General features: G+C 59.5%; 17 protein-coding genes and 1 tRNA gene. 14 read left to right on the top strand and 4 right to left on the bottom strand.

Going from position 1 to position 19,031, the window contains the following annotated elements:
• Window positions 1-1,960, bottom strand: a 1,960-nt coding sequence (locus ABL914_RS09170) for a TonB-dependent receptor domain-containing protein (RefSeq protein WP_391562878.1), incomplete at its 3' end; no start/stop codon positions are given.
• Between the two features lie 246 nt (window positions 1,961-2,206).
• Here ABL914_RS09170 and infA point away from each other — a divergent pair.
• The 14 genes from infA (at window position 2,207) to ABL914_RS09100 (ending at window position 15,095) form a co-directional block, all read left to right on the top strand.
• On the top strand, window positions 2,207-2,458 hold the full coding sequence (infA, locus tag ABL914_RS09165) for a translation initiation factor IF-1 (protein ID WP_309622693.1): 252 nt from the start codon (window positions 2,207-2,209) through the stop codon (window positions 2,456-2,458).
• On the top strand, window positions 2,455-3,033 hold the full coding sequence (locus ABL914_RS09160) for a Maf family protein (protein WP_391562877.1): 579 nt from the start codon (window positions 2,455-2,457) through the stop codon (window positions 3,031-3,033). Before infA ends, ABL914_RS09160 begins: the two co-directional genes overlap by 4 nt.
• Complete coding sequence (locus ABL914_RS09155) at window positions 3,026-3,985, top strand: ribonuclease (protein ID WP_391562876.1); 960 nt, start codon at window positions 3,026-3,028, stop codon at window positions 3,983-3,985. The genes ABL914_RS09160 and ABL914_RS09155 overlap by 8 nt, the downstream gene beginning before the upstream one ends.
• Entirely contained in the window at window positions 3,982-4,140 is a 159-nt protein-coding gene (yacG, locus tag ABL914_RS09150; RefSeq protein ID WP_391562875.1) for a DNA gyrase inhibitor YacG, read from the top strand. The genes ABL914_RS09155 and yacG overlap by 4 nt, the downstream gene beginning before the upstream one ends.
• An 85-nt stretch (window positions 4,141-4,225) precedes the next feature.
• Window positions 4,226-4,301: transfer RNA gene (locus ABL914_RS09145), tRNA-Phe, on the top strand.
• A gap of 165 nt (window positions 4,302-4,466) precedes the next feature.
• Complete coding sequence (locus ABL914_RS09140) at window positions 4,467-5,690, top strand: tyrosine-type recombinase/integrase (protein WP_391562874.1); 1,224 nt, start codon at window positions 4,467-4,469, stop codon at window positions 5,688-5,690.
• A 43-nt stretch (window positions 5,691-5,733) separates the two neighbouring features.
• Window positions 5,734-6,468 carry a hypothetical protein gene (locus tag ABL914_RS09135; protein ID WP_391562873.1) on the top strand — a complete coding sequence of 245 codons (735 nt, stop codon included), beginning with the start codon at window positions 5,734-5,736 and terminating at the stop codon, window positions 6,466-6,468.
• An 87-nt stretch (window positions 6,469-6,555) separates the two neighbouring features.
• Window positions 6,556-6,723 carry a helix-turn-helix domain-containing protein gene (locus tag ABL914_RS09130; protein WP_391562872.1) on the top strand — a complete coding sequence of 56 codons (168 nt, stop codon included), beginning with the start codon at window positions 6,556-6,558 and terminating at the stop codon, window positions 6,721-6,723.
• Window positions 6,724-6,781: 58 nt separating this feature from the next.
• A complete protein-coding gene (locus ABL914_RS09125; protein WP_391562871.1) occupies window positions 6,782-7,213 on the top strand; it encodes a helix-turn-helix domain-containing protein in 432 nt (143 codons plus the stop codon).
• Complete coding sequence (locus tag ABL914_RS09120; protein ID WP_391562870.1) at window positions 7,210-8,322, top strand: tyrosine-type recombinase/integrase; 1,113 nt, start codon at window positions 7,210-7,212, stop codon at window positions 8,320-8,322. Before ABL914_RS09125 ends, ABL914_RS09120 begins: the two co-directional genes overlap by 4 nt.
• Before the next feature lie 62 nt (window positions 8,323-8,384).
• Window positions 8,385-9,968: a type I restriction-modification system subunit M gene (locus tag ABL914_RS09115; protein WP_391562869.1), complete on the top strand. Its 1,584-nt coding sequence runs from the start codon at window positions 8,385-8,387 to the stop codon at window positions 9,966-9,968.
• Complete coding sequence (locus ABL914_RS09110) at window positions 9,965-11,146, top strand: restriction endonuclease subunit S (RefSeq protein WP_391562868.1); 1,182 nt, start codon at window positions 9,965-9,967, stop codon at window positions 11,144-11,146. The genes ABL914_RS09115 and ABL914_RS09110 overlap by 4 nt, the downstream gene beginning before the upstream one ends.
• Before the next feature lie 9 nt (window positions 11,147-11,155).
• A complete protein-coding gene (locus ABL914_RS09105; RefSeq protein WP_391562867.1) occupies window positions 11,156-12,103 on the top strand; it encodes an Abi family protein in 948 nt (315 codons plus the stop codon).
• A 115-nt stretch (window positions 12,104-12,218) separates the two neighbouring features.
• The gene (locus tag ABL914_RS09100; RefSeq protein ID WP_391562866.1) at window positions 12,219-15,095 is read left to right on the top strand and encodes a type I restriction endonuclease subunit R; all 2,877 of its coding nucleotides are present in this window, start codon (window positions 12,219-12,221) and stop codon (window positions 15,093-15,095) included.
• Between the two features lie 394 nt (window positions 15,096-15,489).
• Here the strand turns inward: ABL914_RS09100 and ABL914_RS09095 are convergent, their stop codons facing one another.
• From ABL914_RS09095 to ABL914_RS09085, 3 genes are all read right to left on the bottom strand, one after another.
• Window positions 15,490-16,857: a cryptochrome/photolyase family protein gene (locus ABL914_RS09095; protein ID WP_391562865.1), complete on the bottom strand. Its 1,368-nt coding sequence runs from the start codon at window positions 16,855-16,857 to the stop codon at window positions 15,490-15,492.
• Between the two features lie 10 nt (window positions 16,858-16,867).
• The gene (locus tag ABL914_RS09090; RefSeq protein ID WP_391562864.1) at window positions 16,868-17,836 is read right to left on the bottom strand and encodes a metal-dependent hydrolase; all 969 of its coding nucleotides are present in this window, start codon (window positions 17,834-17,836) and stop codon (window positions 16,868-16,870) included.
• A 62-nt stretch (window positions 17,837-17,898) separates the two neighbouring features.
• The gene (locus ABL914_RS09085; RefSeq protein WP_391562863.1) at window positions 17,899-18,933 is read right to left on the bottom strand and encodes a 2-oxoacid:ferredoxin oxidoreductase subunit beta; all 1,035 of its coding nucleotides are present in this window, start codon (window positions 18,931-18,933) and stop codon (window positions 17,899-17,901) included.
• Window positions 18,934-19,031 lie beyond the last annotated feature (98 nt).

Raw genomic sequence — 19,031 nt, 5'->3', positions numbered from 1 at the left:
GGCCAGCGCGCGGCGCGGCACCGCCGCCGGGCGGCGGCGCGGGCGGCGCTCCGGCAGCGCCGCGCGCTGGCCGGGGGCCAACCGGTCCGCCAATGCCCTCAGCCTGACCGAACGCAGCAGACAGATTGATGCCCCAGCGCAGCCGGGCGCTTTCCTGGCGGTAAAACGTTACCGGACGTTGATCGATGCTAACCAGCCGCCCCGCCCCATCGCGCGTCACGCGCCCCGGATAGGCCGCCTCGATCGCCGGGGTCAGCAACGGAAAACTGGCCGTGACATTATCTGATCGGTTGCGGAAATATTCGATCACCAGGTTCGATCCGCTCAGCACCGGCATCTGCCAGTTGAGCCCAAGCTTCAGATCGCGCTGCTGTTCCTTGCGCAGCAACGGATTCCCGCCCGAGACGATACTCACCACCGCCGTTTCTCCGCGCCCAAAATCATAGACCGGGACGTTTACAATGGTCGTCACCGGATTGCCCAGCTGGCTGATCGTGGGTGCGCTTTGGTTGACGATGTAGCTGGCCTGCAGGTTAAGCTTGTTCACCGGGGTCCAGGTCAGCCCGGTGCTCCAGCCGTTGGTCGCGCCAAAATCGGATAGATGGGTAACATCGGCGCTTAGATTGAGCGTGAGATCGCCGATCCCGGCGCCGAAATTCTCCCGCCGGCTGGTCAGCGGAATGGCCAGATTGATCCCGCCCAGCACCCGGAACCGTTCAAGCGAGACCGGACCGCCCAGACTGCGCTGATCGGCGCTGTCAAACCCGATCCAGGTGAAGCCGCCCTTTAACGTGCTGGTCACTTCGCCGCCGGGCAGCCGAACCGGACGGCCGATCAGCGTGACCAGACTTTCGATCCGGTTTGAATTGCTGCGTGCAAAATCCTGCCCGGCTGAAAGAACCGCAGGCAATTGCGCCGTGATCGGCAATGCCCCGGTTGCAGCGGCCGCAACCAGCGCGCTGGTATCGGCGCGGCGATCGGTCAGACTGCGGTTTTCGCTGTGGGTTGCATCCAGCGTTGCGCTCAGCTGCCAGCGCCCCAGCGGGCGGTTGTATCCGGCCCCGGCCTGCACCGAGGTAACGTGGCTGAACTGCTCAAGCGGATCGGGCAGACTGCGCAGCGCGCTGGCCCCGCCCGGCGCGATCAGCCGCACGGTGTTCAGCCCCTGCCAGGAATGGCTATCGGCCCGGTTCGCCGCCGCGCTCAGCGTCAGTGTGCCGCCCATGCCGTCTTTGCCGTACCCCGCTGTCCAGGCAAAGTTCAGCCCGTAATTGCGCGAATGGCCGATCAGGGTGCGGTACCGTGCGGGATCGGGATCAGTGGCAACATCGGGCACGTTTCCCGCCGCCTGCACGATGGTGCGCTGGGATTCAAACAATGGGCTGGAGGCACTGATAGTGCCCGTCAGACTTAGCCGCGATGGCCCGGCAATCCGGGTCAACGACGTTTCAAGCGAGCCAGCAACAAACCCGCCGTGGGTGGGAAACGAGCTTCCTTCTTCCACTGCAAAACTGCGGAATTTCTTCTTGAGGATCAGATTTATCACCCGGCTATCGGGCGGAAAACCAAACCGCTGGGCGGTTTCCTCGGGCAGGATTTCCACCCGCTGGACCGCTTCGGGCGGAAAATTGCGCATTTCGCGGAAATTGGTGATCCGCTGGCCGTTGACCAATATCACCGGCATGCCATCACCGCGCCCCCGGCCCGATCCGGTTTGCGGGCTGACCCGCGAAATCAGTTCGCCGATCGAACCGACCCCCAGTGCCTGAATATCCTGTTCGTCCAGGGTCGCAATCGGGGCCTGCTGAGCATCAATCTGCCCGCGCAGGCGTTCTGCCACCACTACCAGCTCACCGGGAACCCGGCGGATTTCAGGAGCATCGGCCGGATCATCGGCCGGTGGGGCTTCGGCAGCCGGAACAACCGGAGCCTGCCCTTGCGCAAAAGCCGGATTTGCCACCAAAAGCAAAGGAAGAGGCCATGTATTGAGCGCGCGCATCGAAGAATTTGCCTGAACCATTTCAATGCGATTTCTACTGGCCGAGCCGCGTCCCGGTGGCAAGGCGATGTGGTGCAACAATTTGTCAGGCGGCAAACCCGGGCCGACAAACTGCTTGCCGATGGGCTGCGGGCTTTCCTTTTCAGCTTTGCGCCGCTATGGGCCCGGCACTTAAGGCAAAATGCTGAACAAGGATCGAAGGCGCGGATGGCGAAGGAAGAACTGCTCGAAATGCGAGGCACGGTAGTGGAACTGCTGCCCAACGCCATGTTCCGCGTGCGCCTGGAAAACGATCACGAGATCCTGGGCCACACCGCTGGCAAGATGCGCAAGAACCGCATTCGCGTGCTGGTTGGCGATGAAGTGCTGGTTGAGCTGACCCCCTATGATCTGACCAAGGGCCGGATCACCTACCGCTTTATGCCCGGCCGCGGCGGACCCGGCCAATTCAGCGCTTGATCGCGCCCAGCCTCGTCCTAGCCAGTTCATCCCCGCGCCGCCGCGATCTTCTGGCGCGGATCGGCGCACAGCCGGCCCGAATTGCCAGCCCCGATATCGATGAAAGCCCGCTAAAGGCGGAACAGCCGCGCGCCTATGCGCTGCGGCTGGCCATGGCCAAGGCCGCTGCGGTTGAGCGCGGACCAGGCGAAGTTGTGCTGGCCGGAGATACCACGGTGGCGGTTGGTCGGCGGATCCTTCCCCCGGCTGAAACCGAAGCGGTCCAGCGCAGCCTGCTGGGGCTGATTTCGGGCCGGCGCCACAGCTGCATTTCGGCTATTTGCGTGATCGATCTGGCTGGCACCGCCCGCACCCGGTTGGTCGAAACCGTGGTGACGTTCAAACGTCTGACCGAGACCGAGATTGACGCCTATATTGCCTGCGGTGAAGGCCTGGGCAAAGCCGGCGGCTATGCCATCCAAGGCCGCGCCGAAGCGCTGATCCGATATGTTGCGGGCAGCCATTCGGGCGTGATCGGGCTGCCGCTGTTCGAAACCCGCACACTTCTGAAAGCGGCCGGGGTGCCCCTTGGCTGAGTGGCTGGTCGAAGCCGGGATCGGCGAAGAGCGTGCGATCCTGGTCGATCGCGGTGAGGCGCTGGCCGCGCGGCTGCGCTGGCCGGGCGGGCTTGAGGCCGGACTGATCGAAGAAGCCAAACTGATCGCCCGCACATCCAATTCACGGCGCGGCACGGCCCGCTTTGCCGGCGGCGAGGAAGCGCTGGTCGATGGCATGCCGCATGAAACAACCGAAGGATCAAAGCTGCGGCTGGTGATAACCCGCGCGGCGATGGCCGAACGCGGGCGGCTTAAACGCGCGCAGGCCCGGCCCAGCAAGGATGCGCCCCGCCCCGCCCCATCATTGGCCGAGGAATTGGGCGCCCGCACCGTGCGGCGGTTTCCCGCAGGCTTATGGGAAGAGCTGTTTGGCGATGCCTGGTCGGGTGAGGCGGCATTTCCAGGCGGCGCGCTGACGATTACCCCGACCCCGGCGATGACGCTGGTCGATGTCGATGGCACCCTGCCACCGCGCGATCTGGCGCTGGCGGCGGTGGAGCCTTTGGCGGCCGCATTGGCCCGGCTTGATCTGGCCGGATCGATCGGGATCGATTTTCCTACCTTGCCGGAAAAGGATGATCGCAAGCAGGTTGATATGGCGATGGAGCGCGCGCTGGATGATTGGCCGGGCGAACGCACTGCCATGAACGGGTTTGGCTTTGTCCAGGTTGTCGCCCGGCTAAGCCGCCCTTCGCTGCTCCACCTGCTGGCGCGTGACCGGGCTGGCGCAGCCGCACGGTTTCTGCTGCGCCAGGCAGAGCTGGTCGAACAGCCCGGCGCATTGCTGCTGACCTGCCATCCCGCAGTTGCGGCCGCACTGCGGGCTGAATGGCTGGACGAGCTGGCCCGCCGCAGCGGCCGCACGGTTCGGATCAACCCGGATCCGGGCCTTGCCTTGCCCGGCGCTTTCGCTCAGGCGGTTCCGCTATGACCCTGCACCGCAAATGCTCGCTATGCGGCAAGCCGCGCCACGCGGACTTTACCCCGTTCTGTTCAAAGCAGTGCAAGGACCGCGATCTGCTGAAATGGCTGGGTGATGGCTATGCCCTGCCCGGCCGGCCGGCGATCGACGAAGACGAAGTCTGAATCCCCCTTGCCAAGCGCGCGCCGCTTCGCCATAGGCGCGCTTCCTGTCGCTATGGTCCCCTCTCGGGGTGCCTGAACTGGTGATGCCCGGATAGCTCAGCTGGTAGAGCAGCGGATTGAAAATCCGCGTGTCGGTGGTTCGAATCCGCCTCCGGGCACCAGTTGCTTGTCCGCGACTAGTCGCCAAAGCTTGAAAAAACCCCAAAAATCTGCCAATAATGACACCGGCCTAACCGCTGGCGTCCGCCTTTGACCGTCTACATTCAGACGAATCTGGGGGCCTTTTGGGGGGCCTTTGGAAATTGCTCGATCTGAAAGGCCCCCAAATGGCACTGACTGACACCGCAATCCGCGCACTGAAGCCCGGCGCAAAGGACTACAAGGCAGCCGACGAAAAGGGCCTTTACCTGCTGGTGACACCGACCGGCGGGCGGCTGTGGCGGCTCAAGTATCGTTCGCCCGGCGGCGTGGAGCGCAAGCTTTCACTGGGCGGCTATCCCGACGTTAGCCTGAAGGATGCCCGCGATCTGCGCGACGACGCGCGCAAGCTGCTGGCCAGTGGGGTCGATCCAGCCGAAAAGAAACGGCGCGACCGGCACGCGGCCAAGGTTAGCGCCGCCAATTCATTCGCGGCTGTGGCGCAATCCTATATCGAGAAAGGCAAGCGCGAAGGCCGGGCTGAGGCCACCACGGCCAAGCAAGAGTGGCTACTAAAATTGCTCTATAGGATGATTGGCCAGCGCCCCGTTGCTGAAATCGAGCCGTTCGAAATGCTGGACGCAGTCCGGCGCTACGAAACCACGGGCCGCACTGAGGCCGCGCACCGGGCGGTGCAATTCGCCAGCCAAGTGTTCCGCTATGCCATCGCCAACCAACTGGCGAAGTCGGACCCGACCCGTGATCTGCGCGGCGCGCTGGTAGGACACAAGGCCAAGCACCACGCGGCCATCCTGGAGCCGAAGCAGGCGGGCGAGTTGCTGCGCGCCATCGATGGCTATGAAGGCAGCCCGGTGACTCAACTTGCCTTGCAACTATCGGCGCTGCTGTTTGTGAGGCCGGGGGAACTGCGTCACGCCGAATGGGCGGAATTTGATATGGACGCGGCTATCTGGCGCATTCCCGGCGAAAAAATGAAGGGGCGGCTGGAGCATGTTGTCCCGCTGGCCGCTCGGTCGCTGGCTTTGCTCGAAACGCTGCGCGGCTTGACCGGGGACGGCAAATTCGTGTTCCCTTCGATCCGCACCCCGGCCCGGCCTATGTCCGAAAACACCGTGAACGCGGCACTGCGGCGGCTGGGATATACCAAAGACGATATGACTGCGCACGGCTTCCGGGCGATGGCCAGCACGCTGTTGAATGAATCCGGCAAGTGGTCGTCCGATGCAATCGAACGCGCACTGGCACACAAGGACAAGGACGCGGTGCGCGCCGCCTATCATCGCGGGTCGCATTGGGCAGAGCGGGTGGAAATGGCGCAATGGTGGGCGGATTATCTGGACACATTGCGCAACGGAGCTGACGTCGTCTATATTACTTCACGTAGTGCCTAGCCCAGAAACCCTCGCTGCATTTTCTGCCGACATAGAAAAGCGGTTGGCCGAAATCAATCGTCCGATTGTATTGGAGGCAGCTTCCGGTGAATGGATTTCGTCTCGCGAAGCAAAGTCGCTTGTGGAACGCCTCTGCCAAGTAGATGACAGCGACGCAATTCGGGCAATTTGCCGCCGTGCCGTGATGGTCGTTCCAGTAATGGTAGCAACGTGGAGTCGTAGCGAAGACCCGCACGATTACATTGATCGAATGGATTATTTCAGTGAGCAAGAACCAGATAATACACATTTTAGTCGAACGATAAATCGAAGAGCGTTTACTGAAATTTGCGATTTCTTTGTGGTTCTTGAGCAACATAAAGACATTGGCGTTGGGCAAATTCACCATGAAAATTGGGCAACAGGTGATTTTGAAGTCACAATCGAATGCGATTTTTCTGATGTGAAATTGACAATCGTTGGCTTGCAATTTGATCGAGTTGCCCTGATGCGCTCATTTACCGGCGGCGCAATCACATCTGCGTTGGATCATACTGAAAATCCGCGCAAGGGCGCGGGACGACCTGCAAGTCCGGCATGGCCGCAATGGATTGCCGAATTGGTATCTTATATTCATGAAAATGGCTTTCCTGCTGGGGAAGGTTCGCAAGGCCAAGAGTCCGTCATAAGCGCAGTGGCCGACCGCTTGGCCGAGCGCGGCTTGGAATGCCCTTCGCGCGCAACTGTGCAGACTGCGGTTAGTGCTGTTCTCGACCGGTTGCGATCTTCTCCTGCATAAGTTTCTGGCATTTCCGGCACGGTCTGGCAGCTATTCCTTGGCAACCGAAGATGATTGCCCCCGCCCACTAAGGGCTGGAGGCAAACAATGGAAAAGCTTGCATATTCAATCAACGACACCGCCCGGACGCTGAGCCTGGGGCGCACTTCGATCTACGCGATGATTGCCGACGGGCGGCTGGAGGCATTCAAGCTGGGGCGGCGCACGCTGATCCGGGCGGAATCGATCCGGCGGCTGGTCGCAGGCGAGGCTTAGGGCGATGCCAGCGCGCCGCGCCAATCCGCAGCGGATCAAGCTGCATCGCAGCTACAGCGTGCCGGAACTGGCGAAACGGCTGGGCGTGCACAAGAACACCGTGCGCCTGTGGCAGCAAGCCGGACTGAAGCCGATCGACGCCAGCCGCCCGGTGCTGTTTCAGGGCGCTGTGCTGAAGGCCTTTCTGGCCAAGCGCAATGCCAGCCGCAAGCGGCCATGCCCGCCCGGAACTATCTTTTGCTTCCGATGCCGGGAGCCGCGCAGGCCTGCGAACGGGGCGCTCGATTACGTGGCTGCAACACCGCTGTCCGGGCAGCTGCGCGCGCAATGCGAGGCTTGCGAGGCCATGATGCACCAGCACATTCGCCGTGCCGATCTGGCCGCAAAAATGCCTTGCCTGCATATCCAAATCAGGGAGGCCACTCCACGCATAGGTGGCAGCCCCTCCCCCTCCCCAAATTGTGACTCCGAAAAGAAGGTGAAAAAGTGACCAAGCACAGTGCCGCGAACGAGCGGATCAAGCGCGAATATTTTGGCTATCTGGTGCAAGCTAGGGGCCGCGATGAAGCGACGATCGATGGCGTGGCCAAGTCGCTCGCCCGGTTTGAAGAATCAACGCGGGGCAAAGACTTCAAGCGGTTTCACCGCGAACAAGCGGTGGCTTTCAAGACGCGGCTGGGCGAAGCGGTCAATGGCCGAACAGGCGAGCGACTAAGCAAGGCCACCATTCTTTCCACCCTGCGCGATCTGAAGGCATTCTTTTTCTGGCTGGCCCACCTGCCCGGTTTCAAATCACACATCCGTTATGACGACTGCGATTATTTCAGCCTGAGCGACAAGGACGTGGCGATTGCCCGCGCGACCCGCGACAAGCCGGTGCCGACGCTGGAACAGGTGCACCGAGTGCTCTCCACCATGCCAGCCGCCACGGTGCTGGAACGGCGCGACCGGGCCTTGATTGCATTCACGGCCATAACTGGCGCGCGCGCCAACGCGCTGGCGTCGTTCCGGCTGGGCCACGTTGATCTGGAGGCTGGCAAGGTGGTGCACGACGCGCGAACTGTGCGGACCAAGTTCGCCAAGACCTTCCTGACCTATTTCATGTCTGTCGGCGGCGGCGCGCTGGAAATCGTGCAAGACTGGATTGGCGAGCTGACACGCGAACACCTTTGGGGACCAGCCGATCCGCTGTTCCCGGCAACCGAAATGGGGCTGGACGAAAACGGGGGCTTCATCGGCAAGGGACTGTCGCGCCAAGGTTGGGGAACGAGCAACCCGGTGCGGGACATCTTTAAGCGCGCATTCGAAGCAGCGGGCCTGCCATACTATAACCCGCATTCCTTCCGGGCGATGCTGGTGCGGCACGCCATGTCTCTGGACCTGTCACAGCAGCAGATGAAGGCTTGGTCGCAGAACCTGGGCCATGCCGACGTACTCACAACCTTTACCAGCTACGGCACCATACCCGCGCACCTGCAAGGGGAATTGATCCGATCAGTCGGGGAAGTGCAAACGGGCGACGACTGGACCAAAGACGCGGACGTGCAAGCCATGCTGAAGGCGCTGGCGGCCAAGGCGCAGCGATCCCGGCGCGGTTAGTTCCGTCAGGCCATTGGCGATTGCGCCCAGCCGCGATAGGAGAGGGCAACGGAGGACCGAAATTGACCGAAGAACAGAAGCGCAAATTGGAGCAAAAGCTCTGGGATATTGCGAATACCCTGCGCGGCAAGATGGATGCGGACGAGTTCCGCGACTACATTCTGGGCTTCATCTTCTACAAATACCTGTCCGAGAAGATGCACCGCTACGCCAACCGTATTCTGGTGGAGGATGGCGTCGAATATCTCGACGTGCGTGAAGGCACTGAGGATGGCGACGCCATGCTGGCAGCGGTGCGCGAGGAATCGGTGGAGCAGCTGGGCTATTTCCTAAAGCCTTCCGAACTGTTCAGCGAGATCGCCAAGCGCGGCAACAGCAAGGGCCGCGATGGGGCGAGCAACTTCATCCTGGACGATCTTCAGAAGATCCTCAGCTCGATCGAGCAGTCCACGATGGGCACCGAGAGCGAGGACGATTTCGACAAGCTGTTCGAAGACCTGGACCTCGCCAGCACCAAGCTGGGCCGCACTGAAGCGGCCAAGAACGAGCTGATCGCCAAGGTGCTGGTGCATCTCGACGGGATCGATTTCGAGCTGGAAAAGGCTGACAGCGACGTGCTGGGCGATGCCTATGAATACCTGATCGGGCAGTTCGCCAGCGGCGCGGGGAAAAAGGCCGGGGAGTTCTATACCCCCAAAGAAGTCTCCACGATCCTCGCCCGGATTGTCACCACCGGCAAGCAGCGGCTCAAATCGATCTACGATCCAACTTGCGGTTCCGGCTCGCTGCTGCTGCGCGTGGCGCGTGAGGTGGAGAATGTCGGGCACTACTACGGACAGGAGATGAACCGGACGACTTACAACCTCGCCCGGATGAACATGCTGCTGCACGATATCCATTATTCGAGCTTCGATCTGCGTCAGGAAGACACGCTGACACATCCCGCTTTTGAACTTGATCAGCGGTTCGAAGCGGTGATCGCCAACCCGCCGTTCAGTGCTAACTGGAGTGCGAACGACATCTTCCTAGCCGACGACCGGTTTAGCCAATACGGGCGGCTGGCTCCTTCATCGAAGGCCGATTTCGCGTTCGTCCAGCATATGCTGCACCATCTGGACGAGAGCGGCACTATGGCGGTGATCCTGCCCCACGGTGTGCTGTTTCGCGGCGGGGCAGAGGGACATATCCGGCAATATCTGATCAAGGACAAGAACTGGCTGGACGCGGTGATCGGCTTGCCCGCCAACATCTTTTACGGCACCTCGATCCCCACCTGCATTCTGGTGTTCAAGAAATGCCGCGAGCATCCCGATGACGTGCTGTTCATCGATGCCAGCGGGCCGGACAATTTTGAGAAGCGCAAGAACCAGAACTATCTGCGCGAGGGGGATATCGAGCGGATCGTTTCGGCCTATCGCCAGCGGACGGTGGCAGAGAAATTCAGCCACCGGGCCAGCATGGCAGAGATTGCCGAGAACGATTTCAACCTCAATATCCCGCGCTATGTCGATACCTTTGAAGAGGAAGCACAGGTTGATCTGAACGCCGTGCTGGCTGAACTGAAGGCGGTGGATAGCGAGATGGCAGGGATCGACTCGGTGATTGCAGACTTTTGCGCTGAGCTTGGACTGGAGGCTCCGGCGTGAGTGAGGCCGGGGCGGTGATGAATGTGCCGAAGCTGCGCTTTCCTGAGTTCTCGGGGGCGTGGAAAGAAGTTCGACTTGCAAATCTTGGTCGCTTCAAATCGGGAGTTGGCTTCCCGGAACAAGAGCAAGGTGGGACTTCAGGAACGCCGTTTTTCAAAGTCTCGGATATGAATCTAGAAGGGAACGAGCACGTGATGTCTCGTGCCAATCACTACGTCACTCAGGATCAGATTCATCGGCTACGTTTTAGCGTCATAAATGATCGATCAATTATTTTTGCGAAAGTCGGTGCTGCAATATTTCTAGAGCGAAAGCGTCAAGCGGAACGATTCCTTTTTGACAATAATATGATGGCTTTTATACCGGGAAAGGAAATCACGTTCGAATTTTGCGTCCAAAAATTTTCGGCGATCCGGCTCTCTAGGTTCGCTCAAGTTGGCGCACTGCCTTCCTACAATAGCAGTGATATAGGCATCATAAAGGTGGCCTTTCCAACCCTACCCGAACAACAGAACATCGCTGATTTTCTGGGGGCTGTGGATGCACGTGTGGAGTTGCTCAAGCGGCGGCGCGAGGCGCTGGTGGCATATAAAAAAGCGATGATGCAACGCCTGTTCGCCCGCACCCTTCGCTTCACCAAACCCGACGGTTCCCCCTTCCCCGATTGGCAGCAAAAGCAGCTGGGGGAGATTGCTACCATACGGAAAGGGCAGCAACTAAACAGAGACACCCTTTCTGACGAGTGCGAGTTTCCCGTTATTAACGGCGGAATCAACGCTTCTGGATATACGGATGAATGGAACACAGAGGCTAATGTCATAACCCTGAGTGAAGGGGGAAATTCGTGCGGTTACGTTGACTGGCAAGACAAGAGATTTTGGCTCGGGGGACACTGCTATGCCATTTTGCCTAAGTCTTCTAAATGCTACGATCGCTTTTTATTGCAGGCTCTTAAATTGCTTCAGCCAGCCATCATGCGCTTGAGGGTCGGTTCAGGACTACCAAACATTCAGAAGGGCGATCTGACCAAACTGCCGTTGGACATTCCCCACTACGAAGAACAACATAAAATCGCCCAGTTCCTTGCTGCATTCGACAACAAGATCGCTGCCCTGAGCACCCAGATCGCCGTCACGCAGCGCTTCAAGCAGGGTCTGCTCCAGCAGATGTTTGTGTGAGGGAATCACATGTCCGGAACAGACTGGAAATCCTACGCTGACCAACTGCAAATCCTGAAAGATCGGGGTTTGCTGGTAGGCGATGATGTTCGCGCCCTGATCGACCTGGAGCGGATCGGCTACTATTGCCTTAGTGGCTATTGGTATCCCTTCCGGCAATTGAAGGCGCAGCCGGTCGGCCTTTCTTTTCGCCAAGATGATTTTATCGCTGGCTCCAAATTCGAAGGTGCCGTTGCGCTTTATGTTTTCGACAAGAACCTGCGCCTGTTGGCGCTCGATGCCTTAGAGCGGATCGAGCGTGCGATTCGTGTCGATGTCGCGCACTTGCTGGGCGCGCACGATTGTTTCGCCCAGCACAACCCTGCCCTGTTTCATGGCAATTTTGCCAAGCGGCAATTTGCGAAAGGGAGGAACGCGGGCAAGACTGAGCACGATGTTTGGCTTGAGCGGTATGCAATCCTTCTATTGCAAAACCGAAAGCAGCCTTTTGTGGCTCATAATCTGAGCAAGCATAATAAGTTGCCAATCTGGGTGGCTATCGAGATTCTTGATTTTGGTGCCTTGTCGCGTTTGTTCGCGGGGATGCAATTTAACGACAAGCAAGCGATTGCTGCAAAATATGGATTGGCCAGTGGTCAGGAGCTTGAGCAATGGTTGCGCAGTTTGAACTTGATCCGCAATGTTGCCGCCCACCACAGCCGCATGTGGAATATGAACGTGCTGGAGCTTTCGCCGGTTCCACAATATGATGCGCACTGGCAGTTGCTCAACAACGCCCGGCCCTTCATGTATTTCTGCATTATTCAGAAATTGATGTTGCAAATTGTTCCGACTTCCAGCTGGGGCGGTCGTTTCAAAGCGCTCGTCGGAGCGTTCCCGGAGCCGGGCAACAAGGCCGTGTCTGGTCAGGAATTTGGTTTGGTCGCGGGTTGGGAACAGTGGCAATTATGGGCATGAACGCGGGCCACAAAAGAAAACCGACACGTACACATTTCTGTGCAGCGGTGCCGGTCATATTGCATTCTTCCTTACGCGGATCGGCTGATTTGTCAATGAGAATCGGCGTCTTCCAATGACCCAGACCGAAGCCCAGCTTGAGGAGTCCCTCGTCCAGCGCCTGACCGGGTTGGGCTATGAACGCGTTACCATTCTTAACAGCGAGGAGCTGCTCGCCAACCTCAAGCGGCAACTGGAAAAGCACAATTCGGTCAGCCTGTCCGATGCCGAGTTCGAGCGCGTGCTCAATCATCTCGACAAGGGCAATGTGTTTGACCGCGCCAAGGTGCTGCGCGACCGGGTTCCGGTGTTGCGTGATGATGGTACCACCATCCGCATTCAGTTGCTCAACACCGAAGAATGGTGCCGCAATGAATATCAGGTGACCCACCAAGTCAGCCAGGAGGGCAGTTACAAGAACCGCTATGACGTGACCCTGCTGATCAACGGCTTGCCGCTGGTCCAGATCGAGCTGAAGCGGCGCGGGCTGGAAATGAAGGAGGCGTTCAACCAGATCAACCGCTATCAGCGACACAGTTTCTGGACTGCGCGCGGGCTGTTTGGCTATGTCCAGATTTTCGTGATCTCCAATGGCGTGAACACCAAATACTACGCCAACCAGCGGCGGCAGAGCTTCAAGCAAACCTTCTTCTGGGCGAACCGAGACAATACTACGATCCAGCAGCTCGACGAGTTTGCCGATGCCTTTCTGGAGAAGTGCCACATCTCCAAGATGATAGGCCGCTACACCGTTCTGCAAGAGACGGACCGGGTTCTGATGATTTTGCGCCCTTACCAGTATTACGCTGTCGAGGCGATTGTCGAACAGGTCCAGAAGGGCCGCAAGAACGGCTATATCTGGCACACCACCGGATCAGGAAAGACGCTGACCAGCTTCAAGGCGGCGCAAATCCTGACGCACAATCCCAAGGTCGCCAAGGTGGTGTTCGTGGTTGATCGCGCTGATCTCGATTATCAGACCCAGCGCGAGTTCAACCACTTTTCCAAAGGCAGCGTGGACGGCACCAGCAACACCGGTGCGCTGGTGAAGCAGTTCGGCGATGACAGCACCAAGCTGATTGTCACCACGATCCAGAAGCTAAATCACGCGATTTCGGCCAGCCGCCATGAAGCAGCGATGGACAAGCTGAAGGACAGCCGGATCGTCTTCATCTTCGACGAATGCCACCGCTCGCAGTTCGGAGAGACGCATAAGCGAATAAACGGCTTTTTCAGCAAGGCGCAGATGTTCGGCTTCACCGGAACGCCAATCTTCGCCGACAATGCCAGCCGCAATGATCTGGGCAAGCGAACGACCAAGGACCTGTTCGGCGAGCAGCTCCACCAATATGTCATCACAGACGCGATCCGCGATCAGAACGTGCTGAAGTTCGCGGTCGAATACTGGGGCAAGCTGCGCAAGAAGGACGGCAGCCTGATCGATGAAAAGGTGGCCGGGATTGATCTCAAGGAGTTTTGGGAGAACCCGGATCGTACCGACGCGATCGTGCAGTGGATCGTGGCAAACCATGGCCGCAAGACCCACGGCAAGGACTTCACCTCGATCATGGCGGTGAGCGGTGTCGATACGCTGATCCAGTATTACGAGCAGTTCAAGGCTCGGCACGCGGCTGGAGAGCACGATCTGCGCGTGGCGACGGTGTTCTCCTATGGCACCAATGAGGATGACAAGGACGCCGATGGGATCATCGGTGAGCCGGACTTTACCCTAGGCGCGGAAACCAGCGCCAATCGCCACACCCGCGAAAAGCTCGACGAGTTCATCGCCGACTATAACAAGCAGTTTGGCACGGCTTTCAGCACCAAGCAGCAAGAGGGCTTCTACAACTACTACAAGGATATCGGGAAGCGGATCAAAGCGCGCGACAAGGAAGGCGCGCAGGATAGTGACCGGATCGATATCCTGCTGGTGGTCAACATGTTCCTGACTGGCTTCGACGCCAAGAAGCTCAACACGCTCTATGTCGACAAGAACCTTCGCTACCACGGCCTGATCCAAGCCTATTCGCGCACCAACCGCATTCTGAGCGAGCTGAAGAGCCAGGGCAACATCGTTTGCTTCCGCAACCTCAAGGCCAACACCGACGAAGCGATTGCGCTGTTCTCTGACAAGAACGCGACCGAGACGATCCTGATCGAACCCTACGAATCCTATGTTACGGACTTCAACAACGGTGTGAAAACGCTGCTGTCGATTGCGCCCACGGTGGCCAGCGTCGATGCGCTGGAGTCGGAGGAGGAGGAGCTCAAGTTCATCAAGGCATTCCGCAACCTCATGCGGATTCTAAACGTGCTGAAAAGCTTCTCGCAGTTCACTTGGGCCGATCTGTGGATGGCCCAGCAAGCCTTTGAAGATTACAAAAGCAAGTATCTCGATCTCTATGACAAGGCTCGCGCCGACAAGGAGCCGGAAGCCAAGGCGTCGATCATCGAAGAGGTCGATTTCGAACTGGAGCTGATCCAGCGCGACGAAATCAACGTCACCTATATCCTCGCTTTGCTCGCCAAGCTGAAGGAAGCCGAGCAATCCGGTGACGAGCAGGAGCGGCAAACGGCTGGCAACCGAAAGCAAGCTATTTTCGATCTGCTCGGCTCGGAAGTGCAACTCCGCAGCAAGCGCGACCTGATCGAAAAGTTCATCACCGACCATTTGCCGAACGTTGGTTCAGCGGATCAGGTTGAAGTCAGCTTCAATGACTTCTGGAATGCGGAACGTGAAAAGCAGCTAATCGAAATTTGCGAAGAGGAAGGGCTAGTTCGGCAGGAAGTCGAAGAGATGATCAAGGCCTATCATTTCACCAACAAAGTGCCACTTCGCGAGACGATCGTTTCTGCTCTGAAAGTCAAGCCGAGGATCCTGGAGCGCAAAGCTCTGGTGCAGCGAATTTCCGACCGGATTATGGGGCTGATCGCGACGTTTGATGATCTCTAGGTCAATCAGGGTGGAAAATCTGGCCTCAAACGCTCACCCTGATTTCGTCGGCAAAGAGCTTTTCTGCCGCTCAATTCACCGCAAAAAGCGGGGACAAAATCTTTAAAGGGGGCCTTTTTGGGGGCATACGAAAGGTTTGGTCGAAGTTTGTTATTTTTATTCAATTAGATAGATGACGTATTCGATGCCGCCTCCGGCACCAGTTTTCGGAATCAGGAACAGTCCGGGGGACTGTTTCCCGAAAACTCCCGAGCGTAAGCGACGGGGCACGCCCTCAAACTCAAACTACCGATTCCAACAGTCACTGAGACCCCAGGGGACATCTTCCCAAAAAACTCCCTAGCGCAAGCAAGGGGCACGCTCTCAACCCAGAGATTCCGGTGCCAACAGTCACCTACCCCTTCAACACTCCCCAGGCCGCCATCGCCCGCGCCCGCCCTTCGGCGTGGCCGATCAGCTTGGCAGGATACCCGCGCACCCGCAGCGGCGGATCGTGGATCGCGGCATCGGGAAGATGCGCCAGTTCGGGCACCCACATACGGACATAATCGCCTGCGTCGAACTTCTCCGATTGGCTTAGCGGGGCCATGATCCGCACAAACATGTTGGCATCAACCCCGCTACCAGCGCTCCACTGCCAGTTGACTGCGTTCTGGCCGTAATCGGCATCCAGCAGCGTATCCCAGAACCATTGTTCGCCGCGCCGCCAATCGATCAGCAAGTGCTTGATCAGGAAGCTGGCCACGATCATCCGCACCCGGTTATGCATCCAGCCCGAATGCCACAACTGCCGCATCCCGGCATCGACGATGGGGTAGCCAGTGCGGCCCTGCTGCCAGGCGGTCAGATCGGCTTCCGCCTTTGGCCCGCTGCGCCAGGGGAAAGCATCGAACGCGGGCTTGGCATTGGTGCTGCCATAGGCCGGCAGTTGCAGGATCACGTTCTGCGCATAGTCCCGCCAACCCAGCTCACCCAGGAACGTGGCGGCCGATCCGCCCGCACCCGCCGCTGCATGCCATACTGTTGCCGGCGATATCTCGCCAAAGGCAAGGTGCGGGGATAGCCGCGAAGTCCCTTCAACCCGGGGCAGATTGCGGCATTCGGCATACCGCGCGGCGCGGTCCGCAAAATCGCCAAGCCGCTCCAGTGCGCCTGCCTCGCCAGGGGTCCATTCAGCCCGGAACCCACCGGCCCAATCGGGCTTGCCTGGCAGCAATCCCCAATCTTCCAGCCGGTCGCTGATCGGCCAGCGCGCGGGTGCAGGGATCGCCGCCGGAACCGCCAGCGGCGGCGCAGGGGGCAATCGTTCACCAAGCGCCCGCCAGAACGGGGTATAGATCTTGTATGGCGTACCAGCGCCCGTCAGCACCGTGCCCGGCGGAACCAGATAGTTGCCATGGTGCAGGTGCAGCGCCAACACTTTTCCCACCGCGCGTTCGGCGTTGCGCCACCACGGTTCGTAATGGTGCAGCGCATGAACCACGCCCGTGCCGATCTCCTCAGCGATTGCTTGCAACACATCTTCGCTGCGCCCGCGCCGCAGGATCAGGCGCGATCCCTTGGCCTGCAGCGCGCTGCCCAATCCAGCCAGGGAATGGTGCAGCCACCAGCGGCTGGCCCCGCCCATCGCGCGGTGCTGCGGGCTTTCATCATCAAGCACATAGACCGGAACCACCGGCCCCGCTGCACAGGCCGCAACCAGCGCCGCCTGATCGGCCAGCCGCAAGTCTCGCCGCAGCCAAAGGATTGTCAAAGCGGTCATCCCGCTGGCATTACTGGCCGGGCAACACAGGTCGACATGGCTCTTCGGACACGGTCACGGAAAACCTGTCACGCACGCGCGGATCATAGAACCGGGCATCGCGAAACACGATCCCTTGGCCCTGACGTTCTACAAACGGCGCGCGTGACCAGAACAGGAAGGCGGCCAGATCGGGCCGTGCGGCCTTGATCCGTTCAACATCAGGCCAAGCGCAGCGTGCCAATGTCAAAGCCTCTGCATTACGCGGACTGGGAACCTTTTCGGCCGGAATCAGGTGCCAATCATTGTGCCGTCCGATCAAAAGATCGCGCTCCCAGAACAGCACCGGGCGCGGCACGGCGATTGCCAGATCGCGCGATGGCATCCCCGGCGGAAGCCGCCCCTTGTTGTTCAGCGCCAGGGTCAGCAGCGCGCCGGCGGTGATCGCCAGATTTAGCGCAACATAGCCCGCCAGCCCCGCCAATGCGGTGATCGCGGGCCAGCGCCAGCCCCGCCCGGCCCGTTCACGCCGCAGCGAAAACCACACCGCCCAGCCCAGCCCGGCAATGATCCACACATCGATGATGAACAGCGTATCGCCATAGAACCACTGGTGCGAGAACGGCTCAAGCAAGCGGATGCCGTAGTTGTTGAACCAGTCAAACAGCGGGTGGCTGAAGGCGCCCAGATAGCACAGCGCCAACAACCAGCCGAACCGCACCGGCAACCGCGCCTCGGGCCGCTTGCCCCGCCCGGCTTGCCATTTATCGAACCACCAGATGATTGCAGCAAGCACCGCCGGTAGCACCAGCAGCGCGATCGGCCCATGGCTTAGCCCGCGCCGCATGGCTAGCGATTCAATCCCGAACACAGCACAAGGCGCATCTACATCTGGCAGATTTGCAGCCAGAATCAGCGCTGGCATGGCCAGCCCCGTCTTGCGCTTCAACCCGGCCTGGCCAAGTGCGGCACCGATCAGGGAATGGGTCAGGTTGTCCATTTTCGACTCACGCCAAAACGCAAAGGCGATGCATCATCACGGCTTCGCGTGAGCGCAGCAGCCTAGGCCGGATGCCCTTCTGCGGGCTCCACCGTCCAGGTCTGCCCCTTGGCCAGCAGCTTGCCCAGATCGGCCGATTTACCTTCGCGCATCTTGGCGTCCTGGCCCAGCAGCGATTGTTCAAAAGTCGGGCGGGGATCGTCATAGATCACCCCCAGCGCCATCGGGAATGGCCCGAACGGCATTTCAACCAGCATGTGCGCAATCGAACGATTGGTCACATCGTGGACGATCACGCCCGCACCTTTCCAATCACCATCGACCACATCGACGACTTTCAGCGTCAGATTTTCGACATCAAGGGCAATGCCCTGCGTACCTTTTGCGAACACCATCGGTTCGCCATTCTGCAACCACAGCTGATGATCCTCGGCACCCTTGGGCGCGGCGAAGGCATCGAACACATCCTTGTTATAGACGATGCAGTTCTGGAAGATCTCTACGAATGCCGCGCCCTGATGCTTGTAGGCGGCCTTCAGCACTTCGGGCAGGTTCTTCGATACGTCAAACCCGCGCGCGATGAACCGCGCGCCCGCGCCCAGCGCAAAGGCACATGGGCTGGCCGGGCGATCGACCGAGCCCATCGGAGTGGTTGGGCTGGTGGTGCCTTGCCGGCTGGTGGGCGAATACTGGCCTTTGGTCAGGCCATAGATCTCATTGTTGAACAGCAACACCTGGCAATTGAGGTTGCGGCGCAGCAGGTGCATCGTGTGGTTGCCGCCGATGCTCATCCCGTCGCCGTCACCCGTTACCAGCCAGATATCAAGCTGCGGATTGGCCAGCTTGATCCCCGTCGCCACCGCTGGCGCGCGGCCATGGATGGTGTGGAAGCCATAGCTCTCGACGTAATACGGAAACCGGCTGGAACAGCCGATCCCGCTGACGAACACGGTATTGGCCGGGTCTGCGCCCAATTCAGGCAGAGTGCGCTGCACCGCCTTGAGAATCGCATAGTCCCCGCAGCCCGGGCACCAGCGGACTTCCTGATCCGATTCCCAGTCCTTGAGGGTAGTGGTGATGGTGGAAATGGCGTTCATGGGCAACAATCCTAGTTCTGGATATCCAAGCCGTGTTCGTCACCCTGAACTTGTTTCAGGGTCCATTCCTCGGCCCGGGCAGAGGTGTGTGACGCAAC

The organism is Novosphingobium sp. (genome assembly GCF_040079535.1).
Lineage (GTDB): Bacteria > Pseudomonadota > Alphaproteobacteria > Sphingomonadales > Sphingomonadaceae > Novosphingobium.
The sequence above is the reverse complement of the archived record's forward strand: the minus strand, read 5'-3'. Positions and strand labels throughout refer to the sequence as shown.

What these genes read in the sequence shown, in the direction of transcription:
- ABL914_RS09130 (WP_391562872.1), top strand. Translation starts at nt 6,556, where the DNA reads ATGGAAAAGCTTGCATATTCAATCAACGACACCGCCCGGACGCTGAGC.
- ABL914_RS09140 (WP_391562874.1), top strand. Translation starts at nt 4,467, where the DNA reads ATGGCACTGACTGACACCGCAATCCGCGCACTGAAGCCCGGCGCAAAG.
- ABL914_RS09105 (WP_391562867.1), top strand. Translation starts at nt 11,156, where the DNA reads ATGTCCGGAACAGACTGGAAATCCTACGCTGACCAACTGCAAATCCTG.
- ABL914_RS09085 (WP_391562863.1), bottom strand. Translation starts at nt 18,933, where the DNA reads ATGAACGCCATTTCCACCATCACCACTACCCTCAAGGACTGGGAATCG.
- ABL914_RS09090 (WP_391562864.1), bottom strand. Translation starts at nt 17,836, where the DNA reads ATGGACAACCTGACCCATTCCCTGATCGGTGCCGCACTTGGCCAGGCC.
- yacG (WP_391562875.1), top strand. Translation starts at nt 3,982, where the DNA reads ATGACCCTGCACCGCAAATGCTCGCTATGCGGCAAGCCGCGCCACGCG.
- ABL914_RS09095 (WP_391562865.1), bottom strand. Translation starts at nt 16,857, where the DNA reads ATGACCGCTTTGACAATCCTTTGGCTGCGGCGAGACTTGCGGCTGGCC.
- infA (WP_309622693.1), top strand. Translation starts at nt 2,207, where the DNA reads ATGGCGAAGGAAGAACTGCTCGAAATGCGAGGCACGGTAGTGGAACTG.
- ABL914_RS09100 (WP_391562866.1), top strand. Translation starts at nt 12,219, where the DNA reads ATGACCCAGACCGAAGCCCAGCTTGAGGAGTCCCTCGTCCAGCGCCTG.